Here is a 25478-nt window from a genome sequence, read left to right as displayed (position 1 = left end):
AATACAAAAGCCGCGCTATACGGCGCGGCTTTTGGGTAACGCTCGCTGGCGCGGAAAAATGCTTAGAAGCTACAGAACAAGGCCCCGTTCACAGGAATATTCGCGCCGTTGATGTAACCGGACTCATCAGCCGCCAAAAACACCACGACACGCGCAACTTCCTCCGGCTGCCCCATCCGCCCCGTCGGCACCTGTGCCACGATGCTGTTACGAACCTCTTCCGGTATTGCATCCGTCATAGCAGTCTGGATGTATCCAGGCGATACCGTGTTGGCCGTGATGCCCTTCCGAGCGCCTTCTTTCGCAATCGCCATGCTAAACCCGTGCAGGCCGGCCTTAGCAGCAGAGTAGTTGGCTTGCCCGAACTGTCCGGTTTGGCCGTTCACCGAGGAAATATTCACGATGCGGCCAAAACCCCGCGCGCGCATGCTATCGATGAACTGGCGCGTGACGTTAAAGGCGCTGTTGAGGTTAACGCTAATAACCGCTTCCCAGTTACTGCGGTCCATTTTGTGCAAGAAGCTATCCCGCGTAATGCCGGCAGCGTTAACTAGCACGTCAACACTGCCGTACTCGCTTTCGACCTGCTTTGCCATGGCAGCACAGGCGTCGAAGTCCGCAACGTTCGCTTCTACGTAGCCGATCTCGTAGCCTTCTTTACGGCGTTCTGCTTGCCAATCGGCGATATTCTCTTTCTCCGCGTCGACACACGTCGTTACTACGGTGTAGCCAGCCGCCGCCAACTGTTTGCAGATCTCGGTACCGATACCACCGTTACCGCCGGTAACTAAAGCTACTCGCTTCGCCATAAGCTTGTCCTCTATCAGATAGTTGAGGGTGCAAGAGATCATCGCTTCGTCAATCTCTACCACCGATCAAGAGCATTCCCGGTAAGACCGAGCTGACGCGATTCATTCACCGCTAAATAGCAGACTCTAACGCTGCACCGCAGCATGCACTGGCAGCATCATAGGTAGGGGTCTTACACGCTGTCAACAACCTGGAGAAAAAAATGAGACTACTGTCACCTTAAGAGCGAGAGACAAATTACTCTTTTGTTTACAAAGGGGTATGTTTGGCCGTTGCGTCTCGGGCAAGAATTTATGCGGAAGAGCAGGTACAAAAGCCGCTTGCGGCCTCCGTCTCGACAAGACTGCCGAGGGCTTGGCGCAACGTAAAGCGACCATGGCGTATCGTTACGGGGGCTTTGTCGGCATGGCTTTCCAGCAGACGTCCATGTCGCTGAAACAAACGGTGTGGGACGGCGTTTGTTTGGCTCTTTGCCTTTTAGGAGGAGACAGTCTACTGGCCTACGTCACGCCTGCTGTCGTCTGTAGCGATTGGCGCTGTTTTGCCCTCCTGGCGGCTCCTGCCTGCCATTTCAATCGCCCGCAGCACACCGCGCTTAACCGTTGCCAATGACGACAGCCGCTCAACCAAAGGGCAATCTCGCTAAAACGTAAACAAGCTTTTCTCTCCCCGCGCGGTTCGAATATTATTCGTTGTCCTTTCCTTCCTGCCCAGGCTTATCGCCTGAGGGCGAAGAAGGCTTGCTTCCAGCACCGCCTTTACGACTTCGGTCCTCCGTCCCCATGCCGCTCATCGCTTGCCACATCGCGAGATTGTGCTCGGCAAACTGCGTCAGCATGCTAATGGGGTTGTTATCCATCAGGGTACGCGTGCGTTCGCGGAATACGCGCTGCTGTTCGACCCAAAGCTCCATGCTCTTTTCCAGATAGCTGGTGAGCATATCCTGCTCGGCGCCGCCGTAAGAGCGGATAATCCGCGCTAACAAATCGCTGCTAAAGATCGGCTCGCCACCCTCTTCCTCTTCGCTGATGATCTGCAACAAAATACTACGTGTTAGATCACCCTTGGTTTTTGCGTCGATGACCTGGAAATCTACCCCGTCAATAACCAAAGCCTTCACATCGGCCAGCGTTATGTAGCTGCTGATAGCCGTGTCGTAGAGACGACGGTTGGGATACTTTTTAATAATTCGAACGTCGCTCATTCGACCATTCCTCCACTGGGGGATAATACTGAATAACTCTCTTGCCCCTCTCTGCCTGGCAGGGATGTGCCGCACCTCAAGCAAACCCCTCGGCGCTTGCTCGATAAAGCGTATCTCGGCCGGATACCCACGGGACGGCAAGCCGCAAAAACACAGGGGAGATTTTTCAACATGCTGCCATGGTGCACAATACATCCTATCGGGCTCTCTCCACCAGAGAGCAAAAACGATCGTGCCGCCAATACACCGCTACTGTAGCCCTCGGCGCTCAGACGCAGGCGAGAGAATCGTGCCGCGCTCTCGATCTCCCCGACGTGTCGAAAGCTACAAAAGACTCACCGCCCTTCGATCGGTTCTAATGCACTGTTGCGCTTTTTCGCGCAGCGAAAGCATCCTCTCAGATACCCGCCAACCCATTGAAGAAAATGCTTTTTTGCAGAACCACAACAAAACCGGACACCGCAAGATAGGCACTCGTGGCTGTCGAGTCAAGCCATGGCGGCATAACGACTACTCCGTCTCTAGGCGTAGAGTTGCCTAAAGGCGTACTAGCTCGCCTCAACCGCTGCAACTAAGCTACTATGGCGATTGATCTAGGTTAGCAATGGAACTCGTCGCCATGTCGCAATCGGCGCCTACTCAGCTCGTAACCCTCCCAGCTCTGCCTTATGTTGCGCACGAGATATTGCTGAAGATCAACAATCATGAGCCCAGCATCAGCCATGTGGCAGCGGCACTTGGGCAAGAGCCGAGCGTCACCGCCCGGGTCATTGCCATGGCGAACTCGGCTTATTTTGCTCAGCAACGCCCAACCTACTCGCTGGAGGAGGCTATTACCCGGCTAGGCTTGAATCGCGTTCGCGTTATGGCGGTTTCCACACTGCTTGCACAACAATTCGACCCCACAAAATGCCCCTCGTTCCATGCCGAGCAATACTGGCGTAACGCCGTATCGGCGGCGTTCACCGCAACCCGCCTCGGTCGCGAGGTGGCGCTCGGGCCGGATGCCGATGCGGCCTACCTCGCAGGATTGCTGCACAACATCGGCATGCTGCTGCTGGTGTGCGTTGAGCCGGAGGCGATGTCTCGGGTCTTCAGCGCTCATAGACGCTACCCCGAGCGCTCGCTAAGCCAACATTGCCACGACGAGTTAGGCTACGATCACCATGCCGCGGGCCACCTTTTATTGCGGGAATGGCAATTGCCGGAAGCGGTGGTAACGGTAGTCGGCGCCTTCCGAGACCCTGACTACCAAGGGCCGCATAAGCGGTTGGTCCAGCTTATACGACTAAGCGTGACGTGGGTTGAAGCGGAGTTTCTCGTCCGCCCCGATAACAGCGCTTTTCCTGAGCTATCTACCCACCGATTACAGCGAATCGGCAAGGACTGCTTGCGCGAACAAGAGCACCTGGAAGCCTTAACACGTCTTTTGGCGGGAGGCGCTTAGCTAAAACGGCGGGAAATAGCGCCGTTCCGTGCTGCGCTATAGCTTAAATAAGCGTAGGCAGGCGGCCGCTTTATGATACAGCTCCTCGAACTCGGCCTCGGCCGTCGAATCCGCGACGATGCCACCGCCTGCCCAGTACGTCCACTGGTTAGCTTGCCTGACCAAGGTGCGAATCGCGATGTTGGTATCCATCCCGCCATCGTAGCCTAAATAACCGATCGCACCGCAATAGACACCGCGCCGCTCCGGCTCCAGCTCTTGGATGATCTCCATGGCCCTTCGCTTCGGCGCCCCCGTAATCGAACCGCCGGGCAAACACCCTCGCAATAAATCGGCGGCGTTCTTCTCCGGCGGCAACCGCCCGCGCACACTGCTTACCAGGTGATGGACACTGGCGTAGCTTTCCAAACTGCACAATTCCTCAACTTTAATACTGCCGCTAAGGCAGGTCTTACCTAAGTCGTTGCGCAGCAAATCGACAATCATTACGTTTTCCGCCCGGTCTTTCAGGCTCGCCGCCAGCGCTTCGCGCTCATAGCGATCCTGCTCCGGGTCAGACCGACGCGGACGCGTGCCCTTAATCGGGCGCGTCTCGACCTGCCCTTCCCGTAACTCGACGAAACGCTCCGGCGAATTGCTAAGAATCTGTCCAAACGGCAAGTCCAAATAAGCGCCAAACGGTGCTGGGCTCAATTCACGCAGCCATCGGTATGTAGCCCACGGCTCCCAGTCCGCCTCGATACGAAAGGGCCTAGCGAGGTTAACCTGATAACAGTCCCCGGCGAGTATATACTCCTGCACCTTGGCAAAAGCCGCACGGTAATCGTCCACCCCGGGTTTCAACCGCCATTGAGCGGCGCTGTCGAAGGAAGGCGCTGCAAGAGGGAGAGCGGCCGCAGCGAGCGCCCGCGCGGGGAAATCTTCCTCGCGCTCGCCGATCCAATAAGTACATTGCTCGCGGTGGTCCGTGATAATCGCCCAATCGTAGAGCCCAACCGCCATATCGGGCATAGCCCCCCTGGGCGAGCATCCGCCACACCCTCTAATCGCATCCCCAAATCGTAACCGAAGTAACCGACCGCGCCGCCGAGGAAAGGTACGCCAGGTAGCGGTACATGCCGTCGCTCAGCCAAACGCTCGGCCAGCACCGCGAGCGGATCTGTCCGTGTTTGCCAACGCTCGGAACCGGAGCTGATCGTGGTACAAGCGTTCGCTGTCACTAAGGTAGAAGCAGGCGCAGCAACAAAAATATCGTATCGCGCTAAGTTACTCTTGGAACCGTGACTGTCTAACCATATGGCCCACGGCAACGCTTGCCGTAAAGCGGCGAACAAGGGGGCACCATCGGGGTAATAAGGTAGAGAACGTTGTTGCACGAGCATAAGGAAGCGTAACGTGACCCGCGACGACTGCCCTAACCGAGCAGCGCTTGTTGTATTTCGGCAATTTCCTTGCGGGCTTCGTCCAGAATAGGCGCGGCATCGGTAACACCTAAACGGTCTAGGCCCAAACGCCGATATACTGGCGTTTCGACCAGGCGAGGCAGGTCGCCTAACCCGCCGCGGCCGTTTGCAATTGAGCCGCCATCACAAGATCGGCATAGTCCGGCGCGCCATGATGGGCCCGCCACCAGTCTTCGGCGTAAACAGGTACCGCCGCCAGCGACTCCGAGAAGCCCCAGCGGCGCAAAATCATACCACCAACTTGCCCGCGAAACTCGCGAAGCGTTGCCTCCAGCAACGCCGGATTTCGCACCAGCTTGGGGTAGGAGCCGGCATGCGCCAACATCGGTACGACGCCAATATCGTGCACCAGCCCCGCCAGCAGCGCACGCTCGGAGGCAAAGCCCGCCAGCTTACGCGCCAACACGGCACTCGTTGCAGCCACCAGCGTGCTGTGCCGCCACAGCTCCAGCATACGCTTGTTCAGCATCGGGTTAACGCTATGGAACACTTCGCGCAGGGTGACAGCGGTAACTAAGTCGCGAGTAACCTTATGACCTAACCGGAGAATCGCGGCGGTCAAACTATCGACCTGGGCTTGCCCGGCATAGGCTGCGGCATTGGCGGCACGTACAACGCGAGCGGCAACGGCTGGATCGTTCTGAATAATCCGCGCCAACTCGCCGGCGGCGATGTCTTCTTCCTTGACCGCTTCCCGAACCCGCAGCGCGATATCCGGCATACTCGGCAAAGATAAGCGGTCTTCCCGCAAGTCCTCGAAGAGACGATAAAACAATTGGACACCGGTCGGCGCCTCCTCCTCGGCCACTGCCTCCACCCGATACTCGGGTAAGCGGCAATCCGCCAGCAGCTGCCGAATTCGAGCACTGGGTAGACGCAAAACACGCGCGGGCGTGCTAGTTATGGCGTTTTCGTCGTGCACATCCCGAAGACCGATAGGCTCTACAGCGACGCCGAAGTCTCCCGTCCCGAGCAAGGTCCGATGACCAGCATCGCCACCGGTTAGCATCAGTGACCCGGAGAGCAGATAGCGCGTCCAGCGATCGCGCTCGCCTTGGCGAAAGATAACGCTGTCGGCAGGATACTCTTCGACCTCGGCCTCCTGCGCCAGCGCCTCCAGTGCCTCGGCCGTTAGCTCCCGCAACGGGATGAGATGCTCCAAAACGGCGGGAGCGATGGAAGAGCTTATTTTCATTCTGTGCTGTCGATCACTGGTTGACGCTATATCTGCCAGGAACAATAGCATACGCTCCCAGGACCGGCGAAACGGGTTAATAACAGTGCGTAATACAGCAAATACGACCGGCCGCAGCATCTTTCGGCGCTGGCGGGCCTGGCGACGAATTCGACGTTTCACTCGCCCCAAGACGGCGCACCTTAATCTTGCGCTACAGGGGGGTGGCGCCCATGGTGCATTTACCTGGGGCGTTCTGGATCGTTTACTGGAAGAGGAGTGGCTGGTGCTCGACGGCTTAAGCGGCACCAGCGCCGGCGCAATGAATGCGGTAGTGCTAGCCAGCGGCTGGCTCAACGGCGGCCGCGTCGGCGCCAAAACCGCGCTCCACGGTTATTGGCGAGCGGTGAGCAATACTGCCCGCATGGGGCCATTACAGGCCGGACCGCTGGAGTACTTAATACACGGCTGGAACCGAGACTGGTCCCCCGCCTATATCATGCTCTCGGCACTGACCAAGATGGCCTCCCCCTATCAACTCAACCCCACGGGCTTTAATCCGCTTCGCCGCCTACTCGAATCGCATGTCGATTTCGAACGGCTCCGTAACAACAAGCGCATCAAACTATTCATTGCGGCGACCAATGTGCAAAGCGGAATGCTCAAACTTTTTCGCACTCATGAGCTTAGCGTCGACGCGGTTCTGGCCTCGGCCTGCCTACCGCTGCTCTTTCATGCTATACGCATCGAGGAGGCGCACTATTGGGATGGCGGTTATACCGCAAACCCCCCTCTTTTACCCCTGATGCGGGAGTGCCGCAGCCGCGATCTGTTATTGGTTCAGCTAGAGCCTCTCTGGCGCGGCCGAGTCCCGACACGACTGCAAGAGATCGTCGATCGCAGCAACGAGATCGCCTTCAATGCGAACCTCCTCAACGAGTTGCAGGTGCTTGCCGCTTTAGAAGGGCCTCCCGGCTGCTTCCCCATTCGCCGTTCCCGGTTAGGGCTCTTGCCCGTTCGCTACCGTTTGCACCACTTGGAAACCGAAGGGGTCATCGAGGGCATGGGGCGCACGAGCCGCATCAATGCCGACTGGTCCTTCCTGCTGCATTTGCGCGATTTGGGCCGACAGCAAGCCGACGCTTGGCTTGAAGCGCACAAGGGGGATATAGGCCGGCGTTCGACCATGACGCTGAACCGCTATCTCTGAGGGAAGTCGGGCGGCGAAGGCCGTCGCAATACGATGCGTTGTGCCCGTCCTGTCGGACGCCATGCTAAGCTACGCACTGCTAACCGATTGTCCGCGCCTTTTCGGCTGTAGGAAAGGCGCATCCGGAATTGATACGGAGGTGTCCGAACTTATGGCGGGTCACAGCAAGTGGGCCAATATTCAACATCGCAAAAAGGCCCAAGATGCCAAGCGCGGCAAGATCTTTACCAAGCTCATCCGAGAGGTGACGGTAGCGGCTCGTATGGGCGGACCCGATCCGAGCACCAACCCGCGGCTCCGGCTGGCCATCGATAAGGCTTTCGGTATGAACATGCCGAAGGACAATCTGGAGCGCGCGATCAAACGCGGCGCAGGCCTCGACTCCAGCGTCAACTACGAACAGATTCGTTACGAGGGCTATGGCCCCGGCGGGACTGCCGTATTAGTCGATTGCATGACGGATAATCGTAACCGCACCGTCAGCGAAGTACGCCATGCGTTCAGCAAGTGCGGCGGTAACCTGGGTACCGACGGTTGCGTCGCTTATTTGTTTAAAGAGACCGGTGTTTTCACCTTCGCGCCGGGTAGCGACGAAGATCGCGTTATGGAAGTCGCTCTGGAGGCCGGCGCGGAAGATATCGTCAATCATGAAGACGGCTCGCTTGAGGTGTTAACCGGACCCGGCGACTATCACACGGTGAAGGATGCATTGGAGGCTGCCGGGCTCGAAGCGGTTGAGTCCGAAGTAACCATGCGGCCGGACAACACGGTCGACGTGGATGGCGACGATGCGGTGAAGACATTACGTTTGCTGGAGATGTTGGAAGACTTGGACGATGTGCAAAACGTCTATTCCAACGCCGAGATCAGCGAGGAGGCGTACGCTCAGAGCTAAGCTTGTAGAAGCAACGCCTTGGCGTCATCGACATGCAACGCATTCTTGGCATCGATCCGGGCTCGCGCATCACGGGTTACGGCATCATAGACGTGTCTAGCGGCACTCCCCGCTACGTCACCAGCGGCACCATTCGCACGGAAGGAAAAGCTTTTCCCGAACGGCTTAAACAAATCTACGAGCAACTGTCCGAGTTATTACATGCGTACCAACCGGAACAGTCTGCTATCGAGGAAGTGTTTGTTCACCGCAACCCGAACTCCGCACTGAAACTCGGACAGGCGCGGGGGGCGGCTATATGCGCTTGCGTGGTAGCTGGGTTACCGGTGGCGGAATATACGCCTCGCGAGATCAAGCAGGCCGTTGTCGGCGGCGGCGGTGCGGGCAAAGACCAGGTGCAATACATGGTGCGGGCATTGCTACGGCTGAACGGCAACTTACAAGTCGATGCCTCGGATGCGCTGGCCATTGCGCTCTGCCATAGTCATCGCTCGGTAATGGATAACCGACTCTCCAGCTTTACGAGGTCACGATGATAGGAAGACTGCGCGGTACACTGATCGAGAAGCAACCGCCACTATTGCTGGTGGACGTACAAGGCGTCGGCTACGAAGTCGAAGCGCCGATGCAGACCATCTTTGAACTTCCGCCGGTGGGAGAAACCGTCACGCTACTGACCCATTTAGCGATCAAGGAAGATGCCCACAAGCTATATGGTTTTAATAGCGAGCGCGAGCGCAGCCTGTTTCGAAGCCTCATCAAAGTCAGCGGCGTAGGGCCGAAACTGGCCCTGGCGATTCTATCCGGCATTCGCGCCGAAGACTTTATCCGCTGCGTCGAGCTGGAGGATGCACAAGCCCTCACGCGCCTCCCGGGGATCGGCAAAAAACGGCCGAACGTCTGCTCATTGAAATGCGCGACAAAATCGGCGAGTTTTCGCCCGCGCCCAGTACCGTCTTGCCGACCGGCGGACAAGTAGCCGTTACCGGTGACAACCCCACCAGCGAGGCGATTAGCGCTTTGGTTGCGCTAGGTTACAAACCTGCCGAAGCCAGCCGCTTAGCGGGCGATATCAAGCAAGAAGGGCTGAGTAGTGAACAAATCATACGTTTGGCTTTGCAGAAAGCGCTAAAATAATAAGGTTAATTTGGAGTGCAGGCCGTCTGTTCGTCCTAACGAGGCGGCGGATTCCGGCAACAGGCCCGTAATCGCGATAGACTGCCGACAACTCCCCCAAGGGAATTGTTCTGTGTTGCCCGAAACGCGAGTGTTGCCATGATAGAACCAGACCGTTTGGTCGCGAGCCAAGCATCGTCGGAGGATGCCGCCGTGGACCGCGCAATTCGGCCGAAATCGCTGGCCGATTATGCCGGTCAGCCGGTTGTGCGAGAGCAGATGGAGATTTTCATCCACGCGGCGCGGCAACGTTCCGAAGCACTCGATCACGTGCTCATTTTCGGCCCCCCAGGGCTTGGCAAGACGACCCTGGCCAACATCATTGCCTACGAAATGGGCGTCAATCTTCGGCAAACGTCCGGGCCTGTTTTGGAGCGCCCCGGCGACTTGGCGGCCTTGCTGACGAATTTAGAACCTAACGACGTGCTATTCGTCGATGAAATCCATCGCCTGAGCCCTGTCGTTGAGGAAGTGCTTTACCCGGCGATGGAAGACTGCAAGATCGACATCCTGATCGGAGAAGGCCCCGCGGCTCGCTCGATAAAGCTCGATCTGGCACCCTTTACGCTGGTTGGGGCAACGACCCGCGCCGGCCTGCTCACATCTCCGCTACGGGATCGGTTCGGCATTACTCAGCGACTGGAATATTATTCGGTCGAGGATCTCGCGGCTATTGTCAGCCGCTCGGCTCATTTGCTGGGCCTTGCCATCGAACCAGGCGGCGCGTTCGAAATCGCCCGCCGTTCACGCGGTACGCCACGGATTGCCAACCGCTTACTGCGCCGCGTTCGGGATTATGCCGAAGTCAAAGCAGAGGGCATTATTACGGGCGAGGTCGCCAATCTCGCCATGGATTTGTTCAATGTCGACACCAGCGGCTTCGATATACAAGATCGTCGCCTGCTGCTGACGATTATCGAAAAGTTCGACGGCGGCCCGGTGGGCCTCGATAACTTAGCAGCAGCCATCGGGGAAGAACGGGGCACCATCGAAGACGTACTCGAACCCTATTTAATTCAGCAAGGTTATTTGATGCGAACGCCAAGAGGGCGTGTCGCGACACGTAACACTTATCTGCATTTTGGTCTAACGCCACCGACGCGGGACCAAGCCGGCGGAATCAACGACCTGTTTCACGACAAATAAGGCCTAGCCAGAAACGGTTTAACCATTGACATGCTGAGAAAGCCTAGAAAGGCAAGCGGCACCCTGTTAGGCCTGACGGCCTGGTACACGCCCGGCAATTGAAGGGCGCTCACGATTCGCTGGCCGACTCGGCATCAGCAAGAAACCGGAGCTCACGGAATGGCGCGGTATTACCCAAAATCGACACTGCGACTGATTCTCTATGGCTTTGCCGTAGTAGCCCTTCCATTGCTCCTTGCATTGGGACTGGCGGGCATCTATATGGACCGGCTGCTGGACCAAAGCCAGAACGCGGTCTACAAAGCCGTCCAAGCCACCCAGGACAGCCGAATACTGACGCAACAAGTCATTACCATGGAGCGGCGCGGACGCCAGTACCTCCTGCTCCAGGACCAAGCACTGCTTGATGCCTACCACAGTACCCGCCGAGAGCTGCAATCGACGGTAACGAAACTTCATGAGTTAACGCGGGACAGTCCTCATCGGCGGCTGGTCGACACGTTTATCGCCGCCGAGCAACAACTGGCTCACCAGATTCTTACCACCGATACCGACGCCGATAGCCTCGGGGAGGAAATCGCTGCCGGATTCGATCAACTCAACGAGCTGGCTCAAGCCATCCTTGCGGATAGCAACCAATTGATCGATCAAGAGGTTCAGATCATGCAGGAAACGGGAGGCGAAGCACAGCGCCTACTGGTGGCACTGGCATTCACCCTCATTCCGCTGACACTGGTATCGGTAGGCGTCTTTACCACGCTCATATCCCGACCGATCCGCCAAGTACATCAAGCTATCCGCCACCTTGGCGCCGGCAACTTCGAACAGCGCATTCAGGTATCCGGCCCGTTAGATCTACAACACGTGGGTAAACGACTGGATTGGCTGAGGCAGCGCTTACGCGACCTGGAAAACCAGAAGACCCGCTTTTTACAGCACATGTCGCACGAGTTGAAGACGCCGTTGACAGCGATTCGCGAAAGCGTCGACCTCATCAGCGACCGCATCGTGGGCCCGCTGAACGACCAACAAGCGGAAATTGCCCAGATTTTGCGATCTAATGCACGACAACTTCAGGGTCTTATCGAAGATCTGCTAAACTTCGGAACCGCGCAGTCCCATAGCCCGGCTCTGAACCTTGATCATGTCAACTTACGTGAAGTCATTGAAGAAGTCGGGCAGAATCATAAGCCCGCCCTGCTCGCCAAACATGTTCGCCTCGAGTGCGAGGTGGGTGACATACACGTCGTCGGCGATCGTGAGAAACTTGCGACCGTGGTCGACAATTTGCTATCGAACGCAATCAAATACTCGCCTCCGGGCGGCAAGATCCAGCTTGAGCTATCGCGGCGGAACGATACCGTGGAGCTTGCCGTGACCGACGAAGGGCCGGGTATAGAGGGAGACGACAAGGAACGCATCTTCGACGCCTTTTACCAGGGCCGGCTACCTCCGGAAGGTTACGTCAAAGGCTCCGGCCTAGGTCTGTCGATCGCGCGCGAGTATATCAACGCCCACGATGGCAGCATTCGGACCGTCGAGCACGACGGCCAAGGTGCACGCCTCGTAGTACAGCTTCCCAGCACGGTAGAGCAGCTGCAAACGACATGAATAAATGGATAGCAATCAAGCTGGGCCTTCTGCCCCTACTCCTGCTGAGCCTCTCGGCTTGCGAGACATTGCCCTCCTCCAGAGGCAGCGGCGAATCCGAGACAGGCTGGGCACGTTCGCTCATCGACGTCGGACGCCCCTCCGGTCACCGCGAGGTCACCGAGCTAATGGAGTATCACCAGCGAGTAAACGCCATGTCCGCCACCGAGCGCGAAACGGAGCTGCGACGGTTGCGGGCGGACTTGGACAACACTACCTGTAACAGCACATTGTTACATCTGGCGGTGGCGCAACTGGTAGAGTCCGCCGAAAACACAGAAAACTTACTCAAGCCTTGCTTTGACGAGGAAGAGCGGCAACCTACCGGCATTGAGGAATTTGCCCGGTTTATCGATCAACTACTGACCGCACGCCGAGAGCAAGTAGCCGCTATAGGGCTGATGGCGGAAGAACTGGAAAAGAGAAATCGGGAAAACCTGGAGCTTCGCCGCCAACTCGATGGTTTAAAAGCCATCGAACGCAGCCTCCAGGGCAGGGATCGCAGGATACCAATGGATGACTGATATCATGACGGACAAGACCATTCTCATCGTCGACGACGACCCCGACCTCCTACGACTGCTCTCCATCCGGCTGCAAGCCGCGGGGTATCGGGTAGAAACCGCGGGTAGCGGGGAGCAGGCCTTAGCCAGCATACCGGCCATACGACCCGCTTTGGTGATTACCGACCTGCGAATGGGAGGCATGGATGGCTTGGGCCTGTTTGAGCAGATTCGGGGCCTATACCCCTTGCTCCCGGTCATCATCTTAACCGCCCACGGCTCTATTCCCGATGCGGTCGACGCGACTAAACGCGGTGTCTTCAGTTTTCTGACCAAACCGTTCGACAGTCAAGCGCTGCTCAAACAAGTCGAGAGCGCGCTTGAAGTATCCGGCGGCAGCGGCGAAGAAAACGGCGACGATGAATGGCGAGCCCACATCATCACCCGCAACCCTCAAATGAACGAGGTTCTTAGCCGCGCCCGCATGGTCGCAGCCAGCGAGGCCAGCGTTTTTATTCACGGCGAATCCGGCACCGGCAAGGAGCTCCTAGCAAAGGCCGTACATAACGCCAGCCCGCGCGTAGGTCAGCCGTTCGTTGCCGTCAACTGCGGCGCGATTCCGGAATCGCTACTGGAATCGGAGCTTTTCGGCCATCGCAAAGGCGCGTTCACGGGCGCAACCAAAGACTATGAAGGCTTAGTAAAGTCTGCCGACGGCGGCACCTTGTTTTTGGATGAAATCGGCGATATGCCGCTGTCGCTCCAGGTCAAGCTGCTGCGCGTTTTACAAGAACGCCAAGTTCGCCCGGTAGGCGACACACGACCGGTGCCGGTAGACGTACGCATCATCTCCGCCACCCATCGCGACCTCGAAGAAGAAATGAATGCGGGGCGCTTTCGCGAAGACCTTTATTACCGGCTGAACGTCGTTTCGCTAGAACTGCCTTCCCTTGCCGAGCGGCGCGAAGATATACCGGTCTTGGTCAACCACTTCATCGCACAGCTATCCGATAAGTACGAGAAACGGGTAACCGGCTTTGCCACCGACGCGATGGAGCGTTTGGTCAGCGCCCCCTGGCCTGGCAATATCCGGCAGCTGTACAACCTCGTAGAACAAGCCGTCATCCTAACCACAACGCCAATCATTACCGATGCGTTAGTACAACGCGCCTTGCGCGGAGACACCTCCGACCTACCGGCATTCGCCGATGCTCGACGAGACTTCGAGCGCGAATACCTGATTAAGCTGCTACAGATTACCCAAGGCAACGTGAGCCAAGCCGCCCGCTTAGCTAAACGCAACCGGACCGAGTTTTATAAGCTACTCAACCGGCACGAACTAAACCCGAGCCTTTATAAGCAAGTCGAACCTTGAAGAGCACCCCTCTACCGCCCTTAGAGGGGTCAAGTTTTTCTTGCACAGTCCCGTCGCATAAGCTTCCGGAAATCGGCTAACCAGATTGATCGATTGCCCGGGGCGACAAACCCGAAACACCCCACCAGACAACCTTTTCCTCCTGCATTCACGCACAGCCCAAGGCCTTACCACATTAGCACGTTTTAAATTGGCGACACTGACGAATCATTTATTTACAAATACTTACAAGCGATCCACGTCAACCCTGTCTCTATTTGGCGACAGTTCTGCCAACCAAATCCAGGTCTCACATCGACCGTGCAGAGTCAGCAAATTGCAAGCGACTGTTTTCATTGCATAACCAAAAACTGGCACAGCCCTTGCTAATACTCTTCTGTACGCGGTGCCAGGGACTCGGTGCCGCACTCACTAAGAGTCGCAATCTCAAGGAGGAGCGATGAGGCTGAAGCTGGTGCTAGGCGCGGCATTATTAGCGCTAGCTAACCCAAGCTTCGCGCAAGCGCCGCCTTTTGCGGAAGTCGACCAGGATGGCGACGGCATCATAACCCGCGAAGAGGCTGCGCAACATGCCGAAATCAGCCGTCAATTCGATGAGATAGACAGAAACCAGGATGGTCGCCTGGATCGTGCGGAATACGAGCAATGGGCGGCAAAACAGGACGACCAGGCGCCCGCAGGCGCCGAGCCAGAGTAAACAGTGTTTTGGGGGTGCCACGGAAGGCGCCTCCAGGCATCCAAGGAAGGATGCCGAACATGTGTATGGACTATCCACAGGTATCCATTGTTGACATGGACTGTCGTCCGAAGAACCCTCCGCCCCCCGGGGGTTCTTTTTTCCGCTCAAAGCGGAATTTGCGAGGCGAGAAAAACGACGGAATACAGCACAAAATCAATGCCTGGCCCTATGAAGGAATTTATGCCGCGCGAGCTTTTAAGCTCGTTATCCGGTAAGAACCATTACTAAAGGTAGGAAACGCACCCCACTTTTGCCAACCAGCCCACACCTCGTCGAACCACATCGTGAGATCGTTAAGGCGATATTGAATAATCCCCTTGCGTCTGTACGACTCTGGTGCATGCGGCAAAACCCTGCGCTATGAATAGCCATTGTTTTTTAAAAGACAACGCCGACTTATCTCGCTGTTCGAAACTCAGGAGGAGTCCCGCGTTTTCTGAATACTCTGCTTGCTCGCACGTCGACGGCGCACTAACCTTGTTCGCCGTGACGGACGTTAACCGGCAAGGAAGCGAGCCAAGCCGACGAGGGTAAAAGACTGTGAGTAAGTTCATTTGGCCTATTCGTGTCTATTACGAAGATACGGATAGCGGGGGCATCGTTTACCACGCAAACTATCTGAAGTTTATGGAACGGGCGCGCACCGAGTGGTTGCGCAACCTTGGTTTTGAACAAGATCAACTGCGCCAGGAACTTCAGGTCTTATTCGCGGTCCGTTCTATCGAGGTCGATTACAAGAAACCGGCCCTGTTCAACGACGAACTCGACGTTGTAACCGAGGTTGAACGCCCGCGCCATGCGAGCCTGGTATTTTCTCAACGTATTACTCGGCGGTCGGAGACAAAACCGGAAGAATTAGTGCATGCAATCGTGAAAGTCGCCTGTATCGACGCTAACCGAATGAAGCCGGTTCCACTTCCCGACACGATCAAAATGGAGATTCAGAATGTCGGTTGATATGTCTATCACCCGCCTGATCCTAGACGCCAGCATCGTAGTACAGCTCGTTATGCTGGTATTGCTATTGGCCTCGGTGACCTCTTGGGCGGTCATTTTTGCCAAACGGAACGCACTTCAAAAAGCCGGTCAAGGCGCCGATCAGTTCGAGGATCGCTTTTGGTCCGGCGGCAATTTGGCGGAAATTTATGCGCAAGGCGAACAATCCGACGAACAAGGCGGTGGCATGGAGCGAATCTTCCGTGCCGGTTTTAAAGAGTTTACCCGCGCTCGAAAACAACCCGGCATCGCCCCCGAAGCAATGATAGAAGCCTCGCAGCGCGCTATGCGGGTGAGCCTTTCTCGCGAACTGGACGGCCAAGAACAGCAACTGCCTTTTCTCGCCACCGTCGGCTCCGTCTCCCCCTACATCGGCTTATTCGGCACCGTATGGGGCATCATGAACTCCTTTCTCGCGCTCGGCCAAATGCAGCAAGCCACATTAGCGACCGTCGCACCGGGTATTGCCGAGGCTTTGATCGCCACCGCGCTCGGGCTGTTCGCGGCTATTCCGGCTGTCATCGCCTACAACTACTACGCCAATCGCATCGAGCGCCTGGGCAACCGGTACGACCTTTTCATCGAAGAGTTCACCGGTATTCTGCACCGCCATTCGCAGAACAGCCCTAGCGGCAACGAAAACTGAGCGACGTAGCGAGGAACAGCCGTGCCTACAGCAACGCCAGCACCCAATCGCCGTAACCGTCGCCGTCCCATGTCGGAGATCAACGTCGTGCCCTACATCGACGTTATGCTCGTGCTGTTGGTGATTTTTATGGTCACGGCGCCGCTGCTTTATCAGGCAGTGGAAATCGATTTGCCTCAAGTTAACGCCGAACCGCTACCGCAAGACGATATCGAACCGCTGATCGTTAATGTTTATGCAAACGGCGAGTTCACCTTTAGTGTCGGCATCGCGAACCCGGAGCCGATTACCGAGGAGGAGCTTGCAACCGCAGTAGCGGCAGCTATCGAGCGGCAACCGGAAACCCCCGTCATGGTGCGCGGCGACACCGAAGTCGCCTACGGCCGCGTAATTGCCGTCATGTCGCAGCTTCAGCGGGCGGGCGTACCCAAGGTAGGCTTGATGACTCAGCCGCCGGCTGGGGGTAGAAACGCGCATGCGCGAGGACTTTAAGTACATCGCCTGGTCAGCTGCCATCCACCTTGTCGCAGGCGGAATGCTGTTCGTTGGCATCAACACTCAGCCACGGCAACCGGAAATGATGGTTGACGGCCCGGAGCTTGCAGTGGAACCGGTCATCGAAGCGGTGAGCGTCGACGAGCGTCAAGTCGAAGCGCAACTGGATCGCTTGCGGCAACGCGAGCAAGCCGTTAGGGATGCGGAGCTGCAACGCCAGCGCGAGCGCGAAGAAGCCGCCCGCCGCCAGCGAGAGGAAGCAGAACGGCAACGCCAGGCGGAACTTGAACGGCAAAGACAGATCGAAGAACAACAGCGCCAGGAAGCGGAGCGACGCGAGCGCGAACGCTTGGAAGCCGAACAACGTCGGCAACAGGAAGCAGAACGTCGACGCCAAGAAGAGGAAGAGCAACGCCGGCTCGAGGAAGAGCGCCGCCGCCAAGAAGAAGAGGAACGGCGGCGGCAGGAAGAGGCCGAACGACAACGGCAACTCGAAGAGGAACAACGCCGCCAGGCCGAAGAGGAACAACGTCGCCGGGAAGAGGCCGAGCGGCAACGACGAATAGAAGCGGAAGCCCGCCAGCGCCGGGTCGAGCAGGCGGGACAACGTTACGGCGCCGAGATTCAGAGCGCTATCCGCCGCGCCTGGACGCGGCCGCCAGGTACGCCGACCGGATTGACGACCATTCTTTCGATTCGTTTGGCACCGGATGGCGAAGTACTGGATGTGGATATTCGGGAAAGTAGCGGCAATACGACGTTCGACCGCTCGGCAGTTACCGCCGTGCGGCGAGCCAGCCCGTTGCCGGTTCCCAGCGACCAGGACAGTTTCGAGCAATTCCGTAGCTTCAACTTGAGGTTTATTCCGGACGCATGATGGACCAACGCAAACAACCCCGGTTTCTCAGGGCCTTTATCGCTGCCGCTTTGGTCGTCGCCTATGCGTTGACCGGCAACGCGCAAGGGCAACTGATGCTCGATATCACCGGCGGTGTCGAACGCGCCGTACCTATCGCCGTAGTGCCCTTTCAAGTTGAAGAAGGTAGCGCCAAGCCCGCGCACGATATCGCCGAGATCATCGGTGCCAACTTGCGCCGTAGCGGAAAGTTCGAGCCCTTAAGCAATCGCGAGCTCATCGCTCGCCCCAGCCAGCTATCGGATGTCCGTTTTCAGCAATGGCGAGCCTTAGGCATCGACAACCTTATCATCGGCGCCATTCGCGAAACCGACGACGGCCGTTACGAACTGCGCTTTGAACTCCTGGATGTTTACACGCAAGCCCGGGTAGCCGGACGCCGCTATCGCGTCAGCCCCCAATCGCTGCGCCCACTCGCACACAATATTAGCGATATCATCTATGAAGCGCTTACCGGCGTTCCCGGCGCCTTCAATACGCGTATTTCTTACATCGAGGTCGACCATCGCGACGATAACACCCGTCGGCACAAGCTCATTTTGGCGGATGCCGATGGCCATAATCCCGAAACGGTTTTGACTTCGCGCCAACCCATTATGTCGCCGGCCTGGTCGCCCGACCGGCGGCAAATCGCTTACGTCTCCTTTGAAGAGAACAGAAGATCGGCGGTTTATATTCAAACCGTCGCTACCGGCGAACGGGAACGAATTGCCAGTTTCCGCGGCATTAATAGCGCGCCGGCTTGGTCTCCCGACGGCAAACGCCTGGCGCTTACCCTGTCTCGCGACGGCAGCCCTAATATTTACGTCTATGATGTCGATACAAGAGACATGACGCGTATAACAAACAGCTCCGCTATCGACACCGAGCCGACCTGGTCGCCCGACGGCAAAACGCTGTATTTCACCTCCGACCGAGGCGGACCGCCGCAGATCTATCGTGTATCCAGCAACGGCGGTCGCGTACAGCGAGTCACCTTCGAAGGCTCGTACAACGCTCGCCCCGCCCTCTCCCCCGATGGACGGCGCCTGGCCATGGTTCATCGGGACGATGGCGGCTTCCGCATCGCCGTGATGGACTTGAGAACGCGCGAACTGCGCGTTCTCACCGACGGCAGTAACGACGAATCTCCCAGCTTCGCACCGAACGGGGAGATGATCGTCTATAGCCGCATTCGCGGCGCACAATCGCAGTTAGCTACGGTGTCCTTGTATGGACGCGCGAACATCGGTCTGCCGGTACTCGGCGACCGGGTACAGAATCCATCCTGGTCACCCCGCTAACTTTCTGTAATTATTAGTACATCAAGAAGTTCAACGACCCTTTGTTAGGAACTAGGAGCAATAACGATGAAACGCCTGTCCCTTGTCTTGGCCGCACTGTCTTTCCTGGTACTGGCCGGTTGTAGCACGACCGGTGACGTTGCCACCGAAACGGTCGAAGACGAAGCACCTCGCCAAGAGGTAGAAACCACCGATACCGAAGCACGCGCTGTGGAAGACACGGAAGCCCTCGAAGGCGATCCGCTGGACGACCCGAGCAGCCCGTTGGCCAACCGCGTGGTTTACTTTGCCTTCGATAGCAGCGAACTCAGCAGCGACGACATCGCGCTGCTCGAAGCTCACGCTCGCCACCTGGCAAACAACCCGGATCTGCGCGTAGTTGTCGAAGGTCATACCGACGAGCGCGGCTCGAAAGAGTATAATCTGGCTCTGGGCGAGCGCCGTGCTAACGCTGCCGTACGCATTCTGACCCTGAACGGCGTCGGGCAAAATCAAGTCGAAAGCGTTAGCTTCGGCGAAGAAGAGCCGGTCGCCCTGGGCAGCAACGAAGAAGCCTGGGCACAGAACCGTCGCGCTGAACTGGTTTACTCCAACCGTTAATTAAACTATGGCTAACCATCTGAAGACATTTGTACGTCACTGCATCATCCTCGGCCTTGCGGCGACTCCGGTTGCCGCGGCGCAAGCCAACGATCGGCTAGAGGACCGCGTGAATCGCTTAGAGCGTATCGTCAATAGCGGCGCTATGGCGGACATGGTCAATCAGATGGAACAGCTACAAAGAGAACTCCGGCTCGTACGCGGCGACCTAGAAGTCGTCCAGTACGAGCTGGAGGAACTTAAGCAACGCCAGCGCGATCTCTTTCAGGATAACGACCGGCGTTTACGCGAACTCGAAACGGCAGCACGGACACCCTCAACCCCTGCAACGGGTACGGTGCCCGTCCCTAACCTGCTTGACGGCGAGAACGGCGTTACCGCCGCCGACCCGGAAAGAGAGTGGGACGCCTACCAAGAAGCATTCTCCATCCTCCGTGCCGGTCGCTACGACGAAGCAGCGGAAGCCTTTGTCAGTTTTCTTGAACACTACCCCGAGGGTCGCTTTGCCGGTAACGCACTCTATTGGTTGGGCGAGTCCTACTACGTGGTGCGCGATTTCGACAACGCACTGCCCCACTTTCAACGCATCGTCGACGAACTGCCGAATAATGACAAACAACCCGACGCCAAGCTGAAGATCGGCTTTATCTATCATGAGCAGAATAATCTTGAGCAGGCTCGGGAAACCCTGGAAGCGGTAAGACGCCAGTATCCGGATACCACGGCCGCCACCTTGGCCGAGCAACGCCTACAGCGCATTCGTCGGGACGAAAGCTAACCGACGCCGGGGCGACTTCCATCATTTTCTTATAGGCGGCTAAAGCGAATTCGCATTAATTGCGGTAAACTCCCCCGCTATGTACGCGAACAGCCAAACCGCGACGGCCGACAAGCCCTTGCGGATCACCGAAATATTCCATTCTCTGCAAGGCGAAAGCCGGACAATCGGCTTCCCCACCGTTTTCGTGCGCCTCACCGGCTGCCCGCTACGCTGCGGTTACTGCGATTCCGAATACGCGTTCCACGGCGGGGAGCGGATGACGTTTGAAGAGATCGAAGCCGCAGTGGCCGTCTATCGGCCGCGCTTCGTCACCGTCACCGGCGGCGAGCCGCTCGCTCAACGTGGCTGCCTTCCGTTACTCAGTCGTCTTTGCGACGCCGGTTACGAGGTCTCGCTGGAAACCAGCGGCGCACTTGACGTGAGCCATGTCGACCCGCGAGTGGTCAAGGTCGTCGACATCAAAACACCCGGCTCCGGCGAATGCGAGCGCAACCGCTGGCAGAATCTTGAACATCTACAGCCGCACGATCAGCTCAAGTTCGTCCTCTGCAGCCGCGAAGACTACGAATGGGCGCGCCGGATACTCGACAAACATCGCTTAAGCGAGCGCTGGGAAGTGCTATTCTCCCCTAGCTTCAACGATCTCTCGGCTACCGACCTCGCCGATTGGGTCGTCGCCGACCGGCTTCCCGTCCGGGTTCAGATCCAGCTACACAAATTCCTTTGGGGCGACCAACCCGGACGCTGACCAGGAGACCATTGCCTCATGTCGAAACCTCGCGCCGTCATCCTTCTCTCCGGCGGCTTAGATTCTGCCACCGTGCTCGCCATCGCGCGTAGTCAAGGCTTTGACTGCTACGCACTAAGCTTCGATTACGGCCAACGGCATAAAGCCGAACTCGACGCCTGCCGCCGCATTGCCAGCGATCTCGGCGCCGTCGAACACCGCGTATTATCCATCGGCCTTGGCGAGTTCGGCGGATCGGCGCTGACCGATCTCGACCTCGCCGTTCCCGATAAGCAAGAACCGGGCATACCGATCACCTACGTACCGGCACGCAACACCGTGTTTCTCTCCCTGGCGCTGGGCTATGCGGAAGTTATCGGCGCCTGGGATATCTTCATCGGCGTCAACGCGGTCGACTACTCCGGCTACCCGGACTGCCGGCCGGCGTTCATCAAAGCCTTTGAACAGATGGCAAACGTAGCAACCAAAGCGGCGGTGGAAGGCGAAGAGCAACTGCACGTACGCGCACCGCTGATGGACTTATCGAAAGCCGACATCATCCGCATGGGCGCTCGCCTTGGGGTAGACTACGGATTGACCGTGTCTTGCTACCAAGCGGACGAAGCCGGCCGCGCCTGCGGTATCTGCGACTCCTGCCGCCTGCGCGCAGAAGGCTTCCGCGCCGCCCGCATTGCCGACCCGACCCCTTACCAGAAAAAAATACCAAAAGCTGATTTACTACCGCGAAAGTTTAGGGTATTATTCTGCGCCTTGATTGGGCCGTTAGCTCAGTTGGTAGAGCATCGGACTTTTAATCCGCTGGTCGTTGGTTCGAGTCCAACACGGCCCACCAAATTCAAGGGCTTAGCGCTTTGCGCTAAGCCCTTTTGTCTTATATAAGCCTGCCTGTCTAATAACGCTCCATTCGCTTCGCTCGAAGCATGTCGCATGCGTTTTTCTATCTCGCGATCACGGACAAAGCCTATTGCCCTCCACCGCCCGCAATAACCGCCCATCGCGGTAATAGGTAATGCCGGTAAGCCGCCGGCAAACAGGAGATAAGCCGTTAATATAACGCGAAAAATAATAAGCGAAGAAAAGTAAACATTAGGTAAGAAAACGGTAACTTCTTACCTTTCGCAAGAGTAAGAGCCTACCTCAACCACCGCCAACAACATCAATAACTTAGTGCCAACTTACCCTTCGCCTTACTCGGCATTACCTTGCCGAGGTAAGCCCTCCCCCTCTCATTTTCAAACACTTACGAAAGCTATCGCGCAACCTTACTGCGGTTACCTCGACGACCGTCCTGCCAGGTAAGCACGCACGCCTACACAGCTATCCGATTGGCCGCGAACGATAAAACAACGACTCTAGTAACGTCCCTCGACATTGTTGAGCAATCCGGCTGCAAACAGAGACGGCACTTTATCGGCCGTGCCTGCATTACTCGGGAGTTGACGACCTGATGGATATCGCCATCGCCAAGCAAGGCGACACGGTAGATCTGATCTGCCAGCGCCACTACGGCTACACCGCCGGTGTGACCGAGGCCGTGCTCGAAGCAAACTCCGGGCTGGCCCAACTCGGCCCCGTGCTTCCCATCGGCACGCGCGTTCGGCTGCCCATACAGCGACCGCGCACAACGCGTTCCACCGTAGCGCTGTGGAATTGACACGTACACAAGGTAGGAAAGCCTAATGGCTGAACCGAGCACCACCGCTATCGCTAGCACAACGGCCGGCGCGATAACCGTTGCCTCTTTACTCCCGGGCATCGATGCCGGAACGCTCATCGGCGCCTGCGCCGGAGCCACGTTGTTTGTAATGAGCGCGAAGGATCTCGGTATCGCCACCCGCCTGCTTTATCTGGCGATCAGCTTGTCGATGGGTTACGTAGGCGGCCCGGCTGTGCTCGGACACATTTTCGACGAGCCTGCAATCAGCGCCTTTGTGTTTTCAGCCGGCGTCGTCGGGCTGGGCAACAAAATCATCGCCGGTATCGACCAGATCGACATCAACCGTTGGTTCCGACCTAAGAATTGAGCCATGACGCTGTGGTTCTCTAACTTACTCGCCCTTCTTGCCTGCCTTACCGCAGCTGGACGCTTATTGCTATTCCGACGCGGCGAACGCCGCTACCGATTCCACTGGGCCTTGCTCGCCTGGCTGTTAATCGACGTTTACCTGATCGTCGCCACCCAGCTCGTCTGGGGTATTTGGAGCCAGAACGCCTTTCCCTGGCTCGCTACGCTCCTGCTCGGCCTGTTGGCCCTTCAGACCTTCCGGGCCGGAGGCAATGTCGCAAAACTCGGGAGGTTAAAACCATGATGCTACGCCGTGGCGATTCGGGAGACGCGGTTGCGAATCTGCAACGTCAACTACAATCGCAAGGCTTTGCGCTGACCGTCGACGGTCGGTTCGGCCCTGCAACCGAAGCCACCGTACGCGCTTATCAACAGCGGGAGGGCTTAGCGGTCGACGGCATCGCCGGCCCGCAAACGCGCGCCGCGCTCGCCAGTGCAGACGAAGAACGTACCCACCGACAACATGCGATCCGAGATGCTGCCGAACGGCTTGGCGTTGATATTGCTTCCATCCATGCCGTGGCGGAAGTCGAGAGCCGCGGCAACGGCTTTCTTCCCGACGGACGACCGCAAATCCTGTTCGAGCGGCATATCTTTCGGCGGCGATTGCTGGCGCATGGCATCGACCCGCAACCGCATCAACAACAACGCCCGGACTTGATCTCGCCCCACACCGGGGGCTATCGCGGCGGCGCGGCCGAATACCAACGCCTCGCAGCGGCCGAAGCGATCCACCGACAAGCGGCAATCGAGTCGGCAAGCTGGGGGCGTTTTCAGATTATGGGATTTCATTGGCAACGGTTGGGTTACGAAGCCGCGGAGACCTTTCGCGCAGCCATGGAAGTCGACGACAAGGCACACCTCGACGCTTTCATCCGTTTTATCGCTACCGATAACGGCCTCCAGCAAGCCCTCCGCGGGCGGGACTGGGCTCGCTTTGCCCGGCTCTATAACGGCCCGGCCTACGCGAAGAACCAATACGACCTACGCCTACAACAAGCCTGGGAACGGCATTCGACCGCAGGGCTCGCGTCATGAATGCGCTTTGCTGCCCGCGGGGCTATCAGCACGCGAAGGTGCGGCATGAAAACTAAGCTCGCCGCTCTTGCCCTTATCGCACTTCTGGGGCTGGCGCTGCACATCCAAAACCTTCGGCTGGACACCGCCCGCGCCCGCCAAGAACAAGCCATGCAACAGCGCGACACCGCCCAAGCCGCGCTGACCAAAGCCAACGAGATCCTCGAACGGCAACAACAGCTCGCAGCAGAGCATGCCCGACAACGCGCCGAGCAGCTGGCCGAACAGCAGCGGCTGGAGCGCGAGCTTGCCGACCGCACCCGCCATATCCGGAGGCTACACAGTGAAAACGAGAAACTTCGCGCTTGGGCCGACGCTGTTATGCCTGAGCCTGTTATACGGCTGCGCGAGCGCCCCGCCCTCACCGGCGCCGACGCTTATCGTCAACGCCTGCGCGACACCGACGCCCTGCCAGCTACCGGCCAGCAGCCCACGGACAAACGGCGATCTCAACCTGTTGATTGAGGAAGTCGAAAGCGCCTGGGCCCTCTGCGCCGCGAAAGTGGATGCCGTCATTGCCTGCCATCAGCAAATTCATCAGGAGCCGCCCCCATGGAAAAACTAACCGCATTACGCCAACACCTCGTCACGACTGTACCAAGCCTGGAGGAAGCCCCGGAAAAGCTCAGCCTCGCCATCGAGGAAGGCCGTATCGAGTACTGGCAGGGCGGTAACCTCTCCCACCTCTGGCGCTGCCCGGTGCAGATCGCCGTCAGCGATTATCCGGACTCACTCGACTCTCTCGTAATTCCACTCCTTGAATGGCTACATGCACACGAACCCGGCCACGCCGCAGAGACCGGCATCGAGGTCGACGCCCCAAGGCTGAATGACGACGCCATCGACCTGACGCTGACGGTTACCCTGAGCGAGCGCGTCATCGTCGCTAGCAACGAGAGCGGACAACAGGAGGTCACCCACGTTATTCCGGAGCCGCCGCCGGCCATGAACGACGATGCCGAGCTGACTATCTGCCTTCGTGGCCCGACCGAAAGGGAGGATGCGTAGGCCGCTGAAACGCCTCGGGTAGTGCTCGCTACTTACACTGCCCGTCGCTATCGGTCCGCGGCGAAGATTGT

28 protein-coding genes, 1 tRNA gene and 4 pseudogenes are annotated in these 25478 nt (G+C 57.8%); 28 read left to right on the top strand and 5 right to left on the bottom strand.

The annotated features are described in order from the left end of the window. Window positions 1-62: 62 nt before the first annotated feature. A complete protein-coding gene (gene phbB / locus CAI21_RS01680) occupies window positions 63-809 on the bottom strand; it encodes an acetoacetyl-CoA reductase (RefSeq protein ID WP_116300815.1) in 747 nt (248 codons plus the stop codon). 376 nt (window positions 810-1185) lie between these two features. Between phbB and CAI21_RS01675 the strand changes: the two genes are divergently transcribed. Next, on the top strand, window positions 1186-1422 hold the full coding sequence (locus CAI21_RS01675) for a hypothetical protein (protein ID WP_220347714.1): 237 nt from the start codon (window positions 1186-1188) through the stop codon (window positions 1420-1422). Between the two features lie 73 nt (window positions 1423-1495). Here the strand turns inward: CAI21_RS01675 and phaR are convergent, their stop codons facing one another. Beyond that, window positions 1496-2014 (bottom strand): polyhydroxyalkanoate synthesis repressor PhaR, encoded by a 519-nt coding sequence (gene phaR, locus CAI21_RS01670; protein WP_116300674.1) that lies wholly within the window; start codon window positions 2012-2014, stop codon window positions 1496-1498. Window positions 2015-2633: 619 nt separating this feature from the next. On the opposite strand from phaR, the gene CAI21_RS01665 reads away from it, so the two are divergent. Next, window positions 2634-3461: an HDOD domain-containing protein gene (locus CAI21_RS01665; RefSeq protein ID WP_116300814.1), complete on the top strand. Its 828-nt coding sequence runs from the start codon at window positions 2634-2636 to the stop codon at window positions 3459-3461. 36 nt (window positions 3462-3497) lie between these two features. Here CAI21_RS01665 and pabB read toward each other — a convergent pair whose 3' ends face one another. From pabB to CAI21_RS01655, 3 genes and pseudogenes are all read right to left on the bottom strand, one after another. Next, window positions 3498-4463 (bottom strand): aminodeoxychorismate synthase component I, encoded by a 966-nt coding sequence (gene pabB / locus CAI21_RS01660; RefSeq protein WP_258867917.1) that lies wholly within the window; start codon window positions 4461-4463, stop codon window positions 3498-3500. An 83-nt stretch (window positions 4464-4546) separates the two neighbouring features. Next, window positions 4547-4843, bottom strand: a pseudogene (locus tag CAI21_RS24520) (aminodeoxychorismate synthase component I); the annotation flags it as partial. A 169-nt stretch (window positions 4844-5012) separates the two neighbouring features. Next, entirely contained in the window at window positions 5013-6119 is a 1107-nt protein-coding gene (locus CAI21_RS01655; RefSeq protein ID WP_181919212.1) for an HDOD domain-containing protein, read from the bottom strand. A gap of 85 nt (window positions 6120-6204) precedes the next feature. Here CAI21_RS01655 and CAI21_RS01650 point away from each other — a divergent pair, with 85 nt between their 5' ends. From CAI21_RS01650 to CAI21_RS01530, 26 genes and pseudogenes are all read left to right on the top strand, one after another. Next, on the top strand, window positions 6205-7308 hold the full coding sequence (locus tag CAI21_RS01650; protein ID WP_258867918.1) for a patatin-like phospholipase family protein: 1104 nt from the start codon (window positions 6205-6207) through the stop codon (window positions 7306-7308). A gap of 151 nt (window positions 7309-7459) precedes the next feature. Then, entirely contained in the window at window positions 7460-8203 is a 744-nt protein-coding gene (locus CAI21_RS01645; RefSeq protein WP_116300812.1) for a YebC/PmpR family DNA-binding transcriptional regulator, read from the top strand. A 32-nt stretch (window positions 8204-8235) separates the two neighbouring features. Then, window positions 8236-8739, top strand: a complete 504-nt coding sequence (gene ruvC / locus CAI21_RS01640) for a crossover junction endodeoxyribonuclease RuvC (RefSeq protein ID WP_116300672.1) — start codon at window positions 8236-8238, stop codon at window positions 8737-8739. Further along, window positions 8736-9340 (top strand): annotated as a pseudogene (gene ruvA, locus CAI21_RS01635) (Holliday junction branch migration protein RuvA). The gene ruvC and the pseudogene ruvA overlap by 4 nt, the downstream one beginning before the upstream one ends. A gap of 138 nt (window positions 9341-9478) precedes the next feature. Further along, on the top strand, window positions 9479-10525 hold the full coding sequence (gene ruvB, locus CAI21_RS01630) for a Holliday junction branch migration DNA helicase RuvB (RefSeq protein WP_116300671.1): 1047 nt from the start codon (window positions 9479-9481) through the stop codon (window positions 10523-10525). Window positions 10526-10684: 159 nt separating this feature from the next. Continuing rightward, window positions 10685-12136 carry a HAMP domain-containing sensor histidine kinase gene (locus tag CAI21_RS01625; RefSeq protein ID WP_116300670.1) on the top strand — a complete coding sequence of 484 codons (1452 nt, stop codon included), beginning with the start codon at window positions 10685-10687 and terminating at the stop codon, window positions 12134-12136. Further along, window positions 12133-12699 (top strand): hypothetical protein, encoded by a 567-nt coding sequence (locus CAI21_RS01620; RefSeq protein ID WP_116300669.1) that lies wholly within the window; start codon window positions 12133-12135, stop codon window positions 12697-12699. The genes CAI21_RS01625 and CAI21_RS01620 overlap by 4 nt, the downstream gene beginning before the upstream one ends. After that, window positions 12692-14053, top strand: coding sequence for a sigma 54-interacting transcriptional regulator (locus CAI21_RS01615; RefSeq protein ID WP_116300668.1), 1362 nt, complete (start codon window positions 12692-12694; stop codon window positions 14051-14053). The genes CAI21_RS01620 and CAI21_RS01615 overlap by 8 nt, the downstream gene beginning before the upstream one ends. A 439-nt stretch (window positions 14054-14492) precedes the next feature. Further along, on the top strand, window positions 14493-14750 hold the full coding sequence (locus CAI21_RS01610) for an EF-hand domain-containing protein (protein ID WP_116300667.1): 258 nt from the start codon (window positions 14493-14495) through the stop codon (window positions 14748-14750). A 582-nt stretch (window positions 14751-15332) separates the two neighbouring features. Next, window positions 15333-15749, top strand: coding sequence for a tol-pal system-associated acyl-CoA thioesterase (gene ybgC / locus CAI21_RS01605; protein WP_116300666.1), 417 nt, complete (start codon window positions 15333-15335; stop codon window positions 15747-15749). After that, window positions 15739-16434 carry a protein TolQ gene (gene tolQ / locus CAI21_RS01600; RefSeq protein ID WP_116300665.1) on the top strand — a complete coding sequence of 232 codons (696 nt, stop codon included), beginning with the start codon at window positions 15739-15741 and terminating at the stop codon, window positions 16432-16434. The genes ybgC and tolQ overlap by 11 nt, the downstream gene beginning before the upstream one ends. Before the next feature lie 69 nt (window positions 16435-16503). Further along, window positions 16504-16926, top strand: coding sequence for a protein TolR (gene tolR / locus CAI21_RS01595; protein WP_116300664.1), 423 nt, complete (start codon window positions 16504-16506; stop codon window positions 16924-16926). Next, a complete protein-coding gene (gene tolA / locus CAI21_RS01590) occupies window positions 16910-17806 on the top strand; it encodes a cell envelope integrity protein TolA (RefSeq protein WP_116300663.1) in 897 nt (298 codons plus the stop codon). Before tolR ends, tolA begins: the two co-directional genes overlap by 17 nt. Further along, window positions 17803-19128 (top strand): Tol-Pal system beta propeller repeat protein TolB, encoded by a 1326-nt coding sequence (tolB, locus tag CAI21_RS01585; protein ID WP_258867919.1) that lies wholly within the window; start codon window positions 17803-17805, stop codon window positions 19126-19128. The genes tolA and tolB overlap by 4 nt, the downstream gene beginning before the upstream one ends. A 66-nt stretch (window positions 19129-19194) precedes the next feature. Next, the gene (pal, locus tag CAI21_RS01580) at window positions 19195-19728 is read left to right on the top strand and encodes a peptidoglycan-associated lipoprotein Pal (RefSeq protein WP_116300661.1); all 534 of its coding nucleotides are present in this window, start codon (window positions 19195-19197) and stop codon (window positions 19726-19728) included. A 7-nt stretch (window positions 19729-19735) separates the two neighbouring features. After that, window positions 19736-20506 (top strand): tol-pal system protein YbgF, encoded by a 771-nt coding sequence (gene ybgF / locus CAI21_RS01575; RefSeq protein WP_116300660.1) that lies wholly within the window; start codon window positions 19736-19738, stop codon window positions 20504-20506. Between the two features lie 79 nt (window positions 20507-20585). Beyond that, on the top strand, window positions 20586-21257 hold the full coding sequence (gene queE, locus CAI21_RS01570; protein WP_116300659.1) for a 7-carboxy-7-deazaguanine synthase QueE: 672 nt from the start codon (window positions 20586-20588) through the stop codon (window positions 21255-21257). An 18-nt stretch (window positions 21258-21275) separates the two neighbouring features. Continuing rightward, window positions 21276-21860, top strand: a pseudogene (queC, locus tag CAI21_RS25780) (7-cyano-7-deazaguanine synthase QueC); the annotation flags it as partial. A gap of 153 nt (window positions 21861-22013) precedes the next feature. After that, a tRNA-Lys gene (locus CAI21_RS01560) sits at window positions 22014-22089 on the top strand. A 615-nt stretch (window positions 22090-22704) separates the two neighbouring features. After that, the gene (locus tag CAI21_RS01555) at window positions 22705-22911 is read left to right on the top strand and encodes a tail protein X (RefSeq protein WP_116300658.1); all 207 of its coding nucleotides are present in this window, start codon (window positions 22705-22707) and stop codon (window positions 22909-22911) included. 25 nt (window positions 22912-22936) lie between these two features. After that, window positions 22937-23281 carry a putative holin gene (locus tag CAI21_RS01550; protein ID WP_116300657.1) on the top strand — a complete coding sequence of 115 codons (345 nt, stop codon included), beginning with the start codon at window positions 22937-22939 and terminating at the stop codon, window positions 23279-23281. A gap of 3 nt (window positions 23282-23284) precedes the next feature. Beyond that, on the top strand, window positions 23285-23566 hold the full coding sequence (locus CAI21_RS01545) for a phage holin family protein (protein ID WP_116300656.1): 282 nt from the start codon (window positions 23285-23287) through the stop codon (window positions 23564-23566). Then, window positions 23563-24360 carry an N-acetylmuramidase domain-containing protein gene (locus CAI21_RS01540; protein ID WP_116300655.1) on the top strand — a complete coding sequence of 266 codons (798 nt, stop codon included), beginning with the start codon at window positions 23563-23565 and terminating at the stop codon, window positions 24358-24360. Before CAI21_RS01545 ends, CAI21_RS01540 begins: the two co-directional genes overlap by 4 nt. Beyond that, window positions 24361-24810, top strand: a pseudogene (lysB, locus tag CAI21_RS24510) (Rz-like lysis system protein LysB); the annotation flags it as partial. Continuing rightward, window positions 24716-24964, top strand: a complete 249-nt coding sequence (gene lysC, locus CAI21_RS25775) for an Rz1-like lysis system protein LysC (protein WP_404840846.1) — start codon at window positions 24716-24718, stop codon at window positions 24962-24964. The pseudogene lysB and the gene lysC, both read left to right, overlap by 95 nt. Beyond that, complete coding sequence (locus CAI21_RS01530; protein ID WP_116300653.1) at window positions 24952-25407, top strand: phage tail protein; 456 nt, start codon at window positions 24952-24954, stop codon at window positions 25405-25407. The genes lysC and CAI21_RS01530 overlap by 13 nt, the downstream gene beginning before the upstream one ends. Window positions 25408-25478 lie beyond the last annotated feature (71 nt).

This window comes from Alkalilimnicola ehrlichii (assembly GCF_003399765.1).
Taxonomy (GTDB): domain Bacteria; phylum Pseudomonadota; class Gammaproteobacteria; order Nitrococcales; family AK92; genus AK92.
This window is presented reverse-complemented; position numbering and strand designations above follow the sequence as displayed.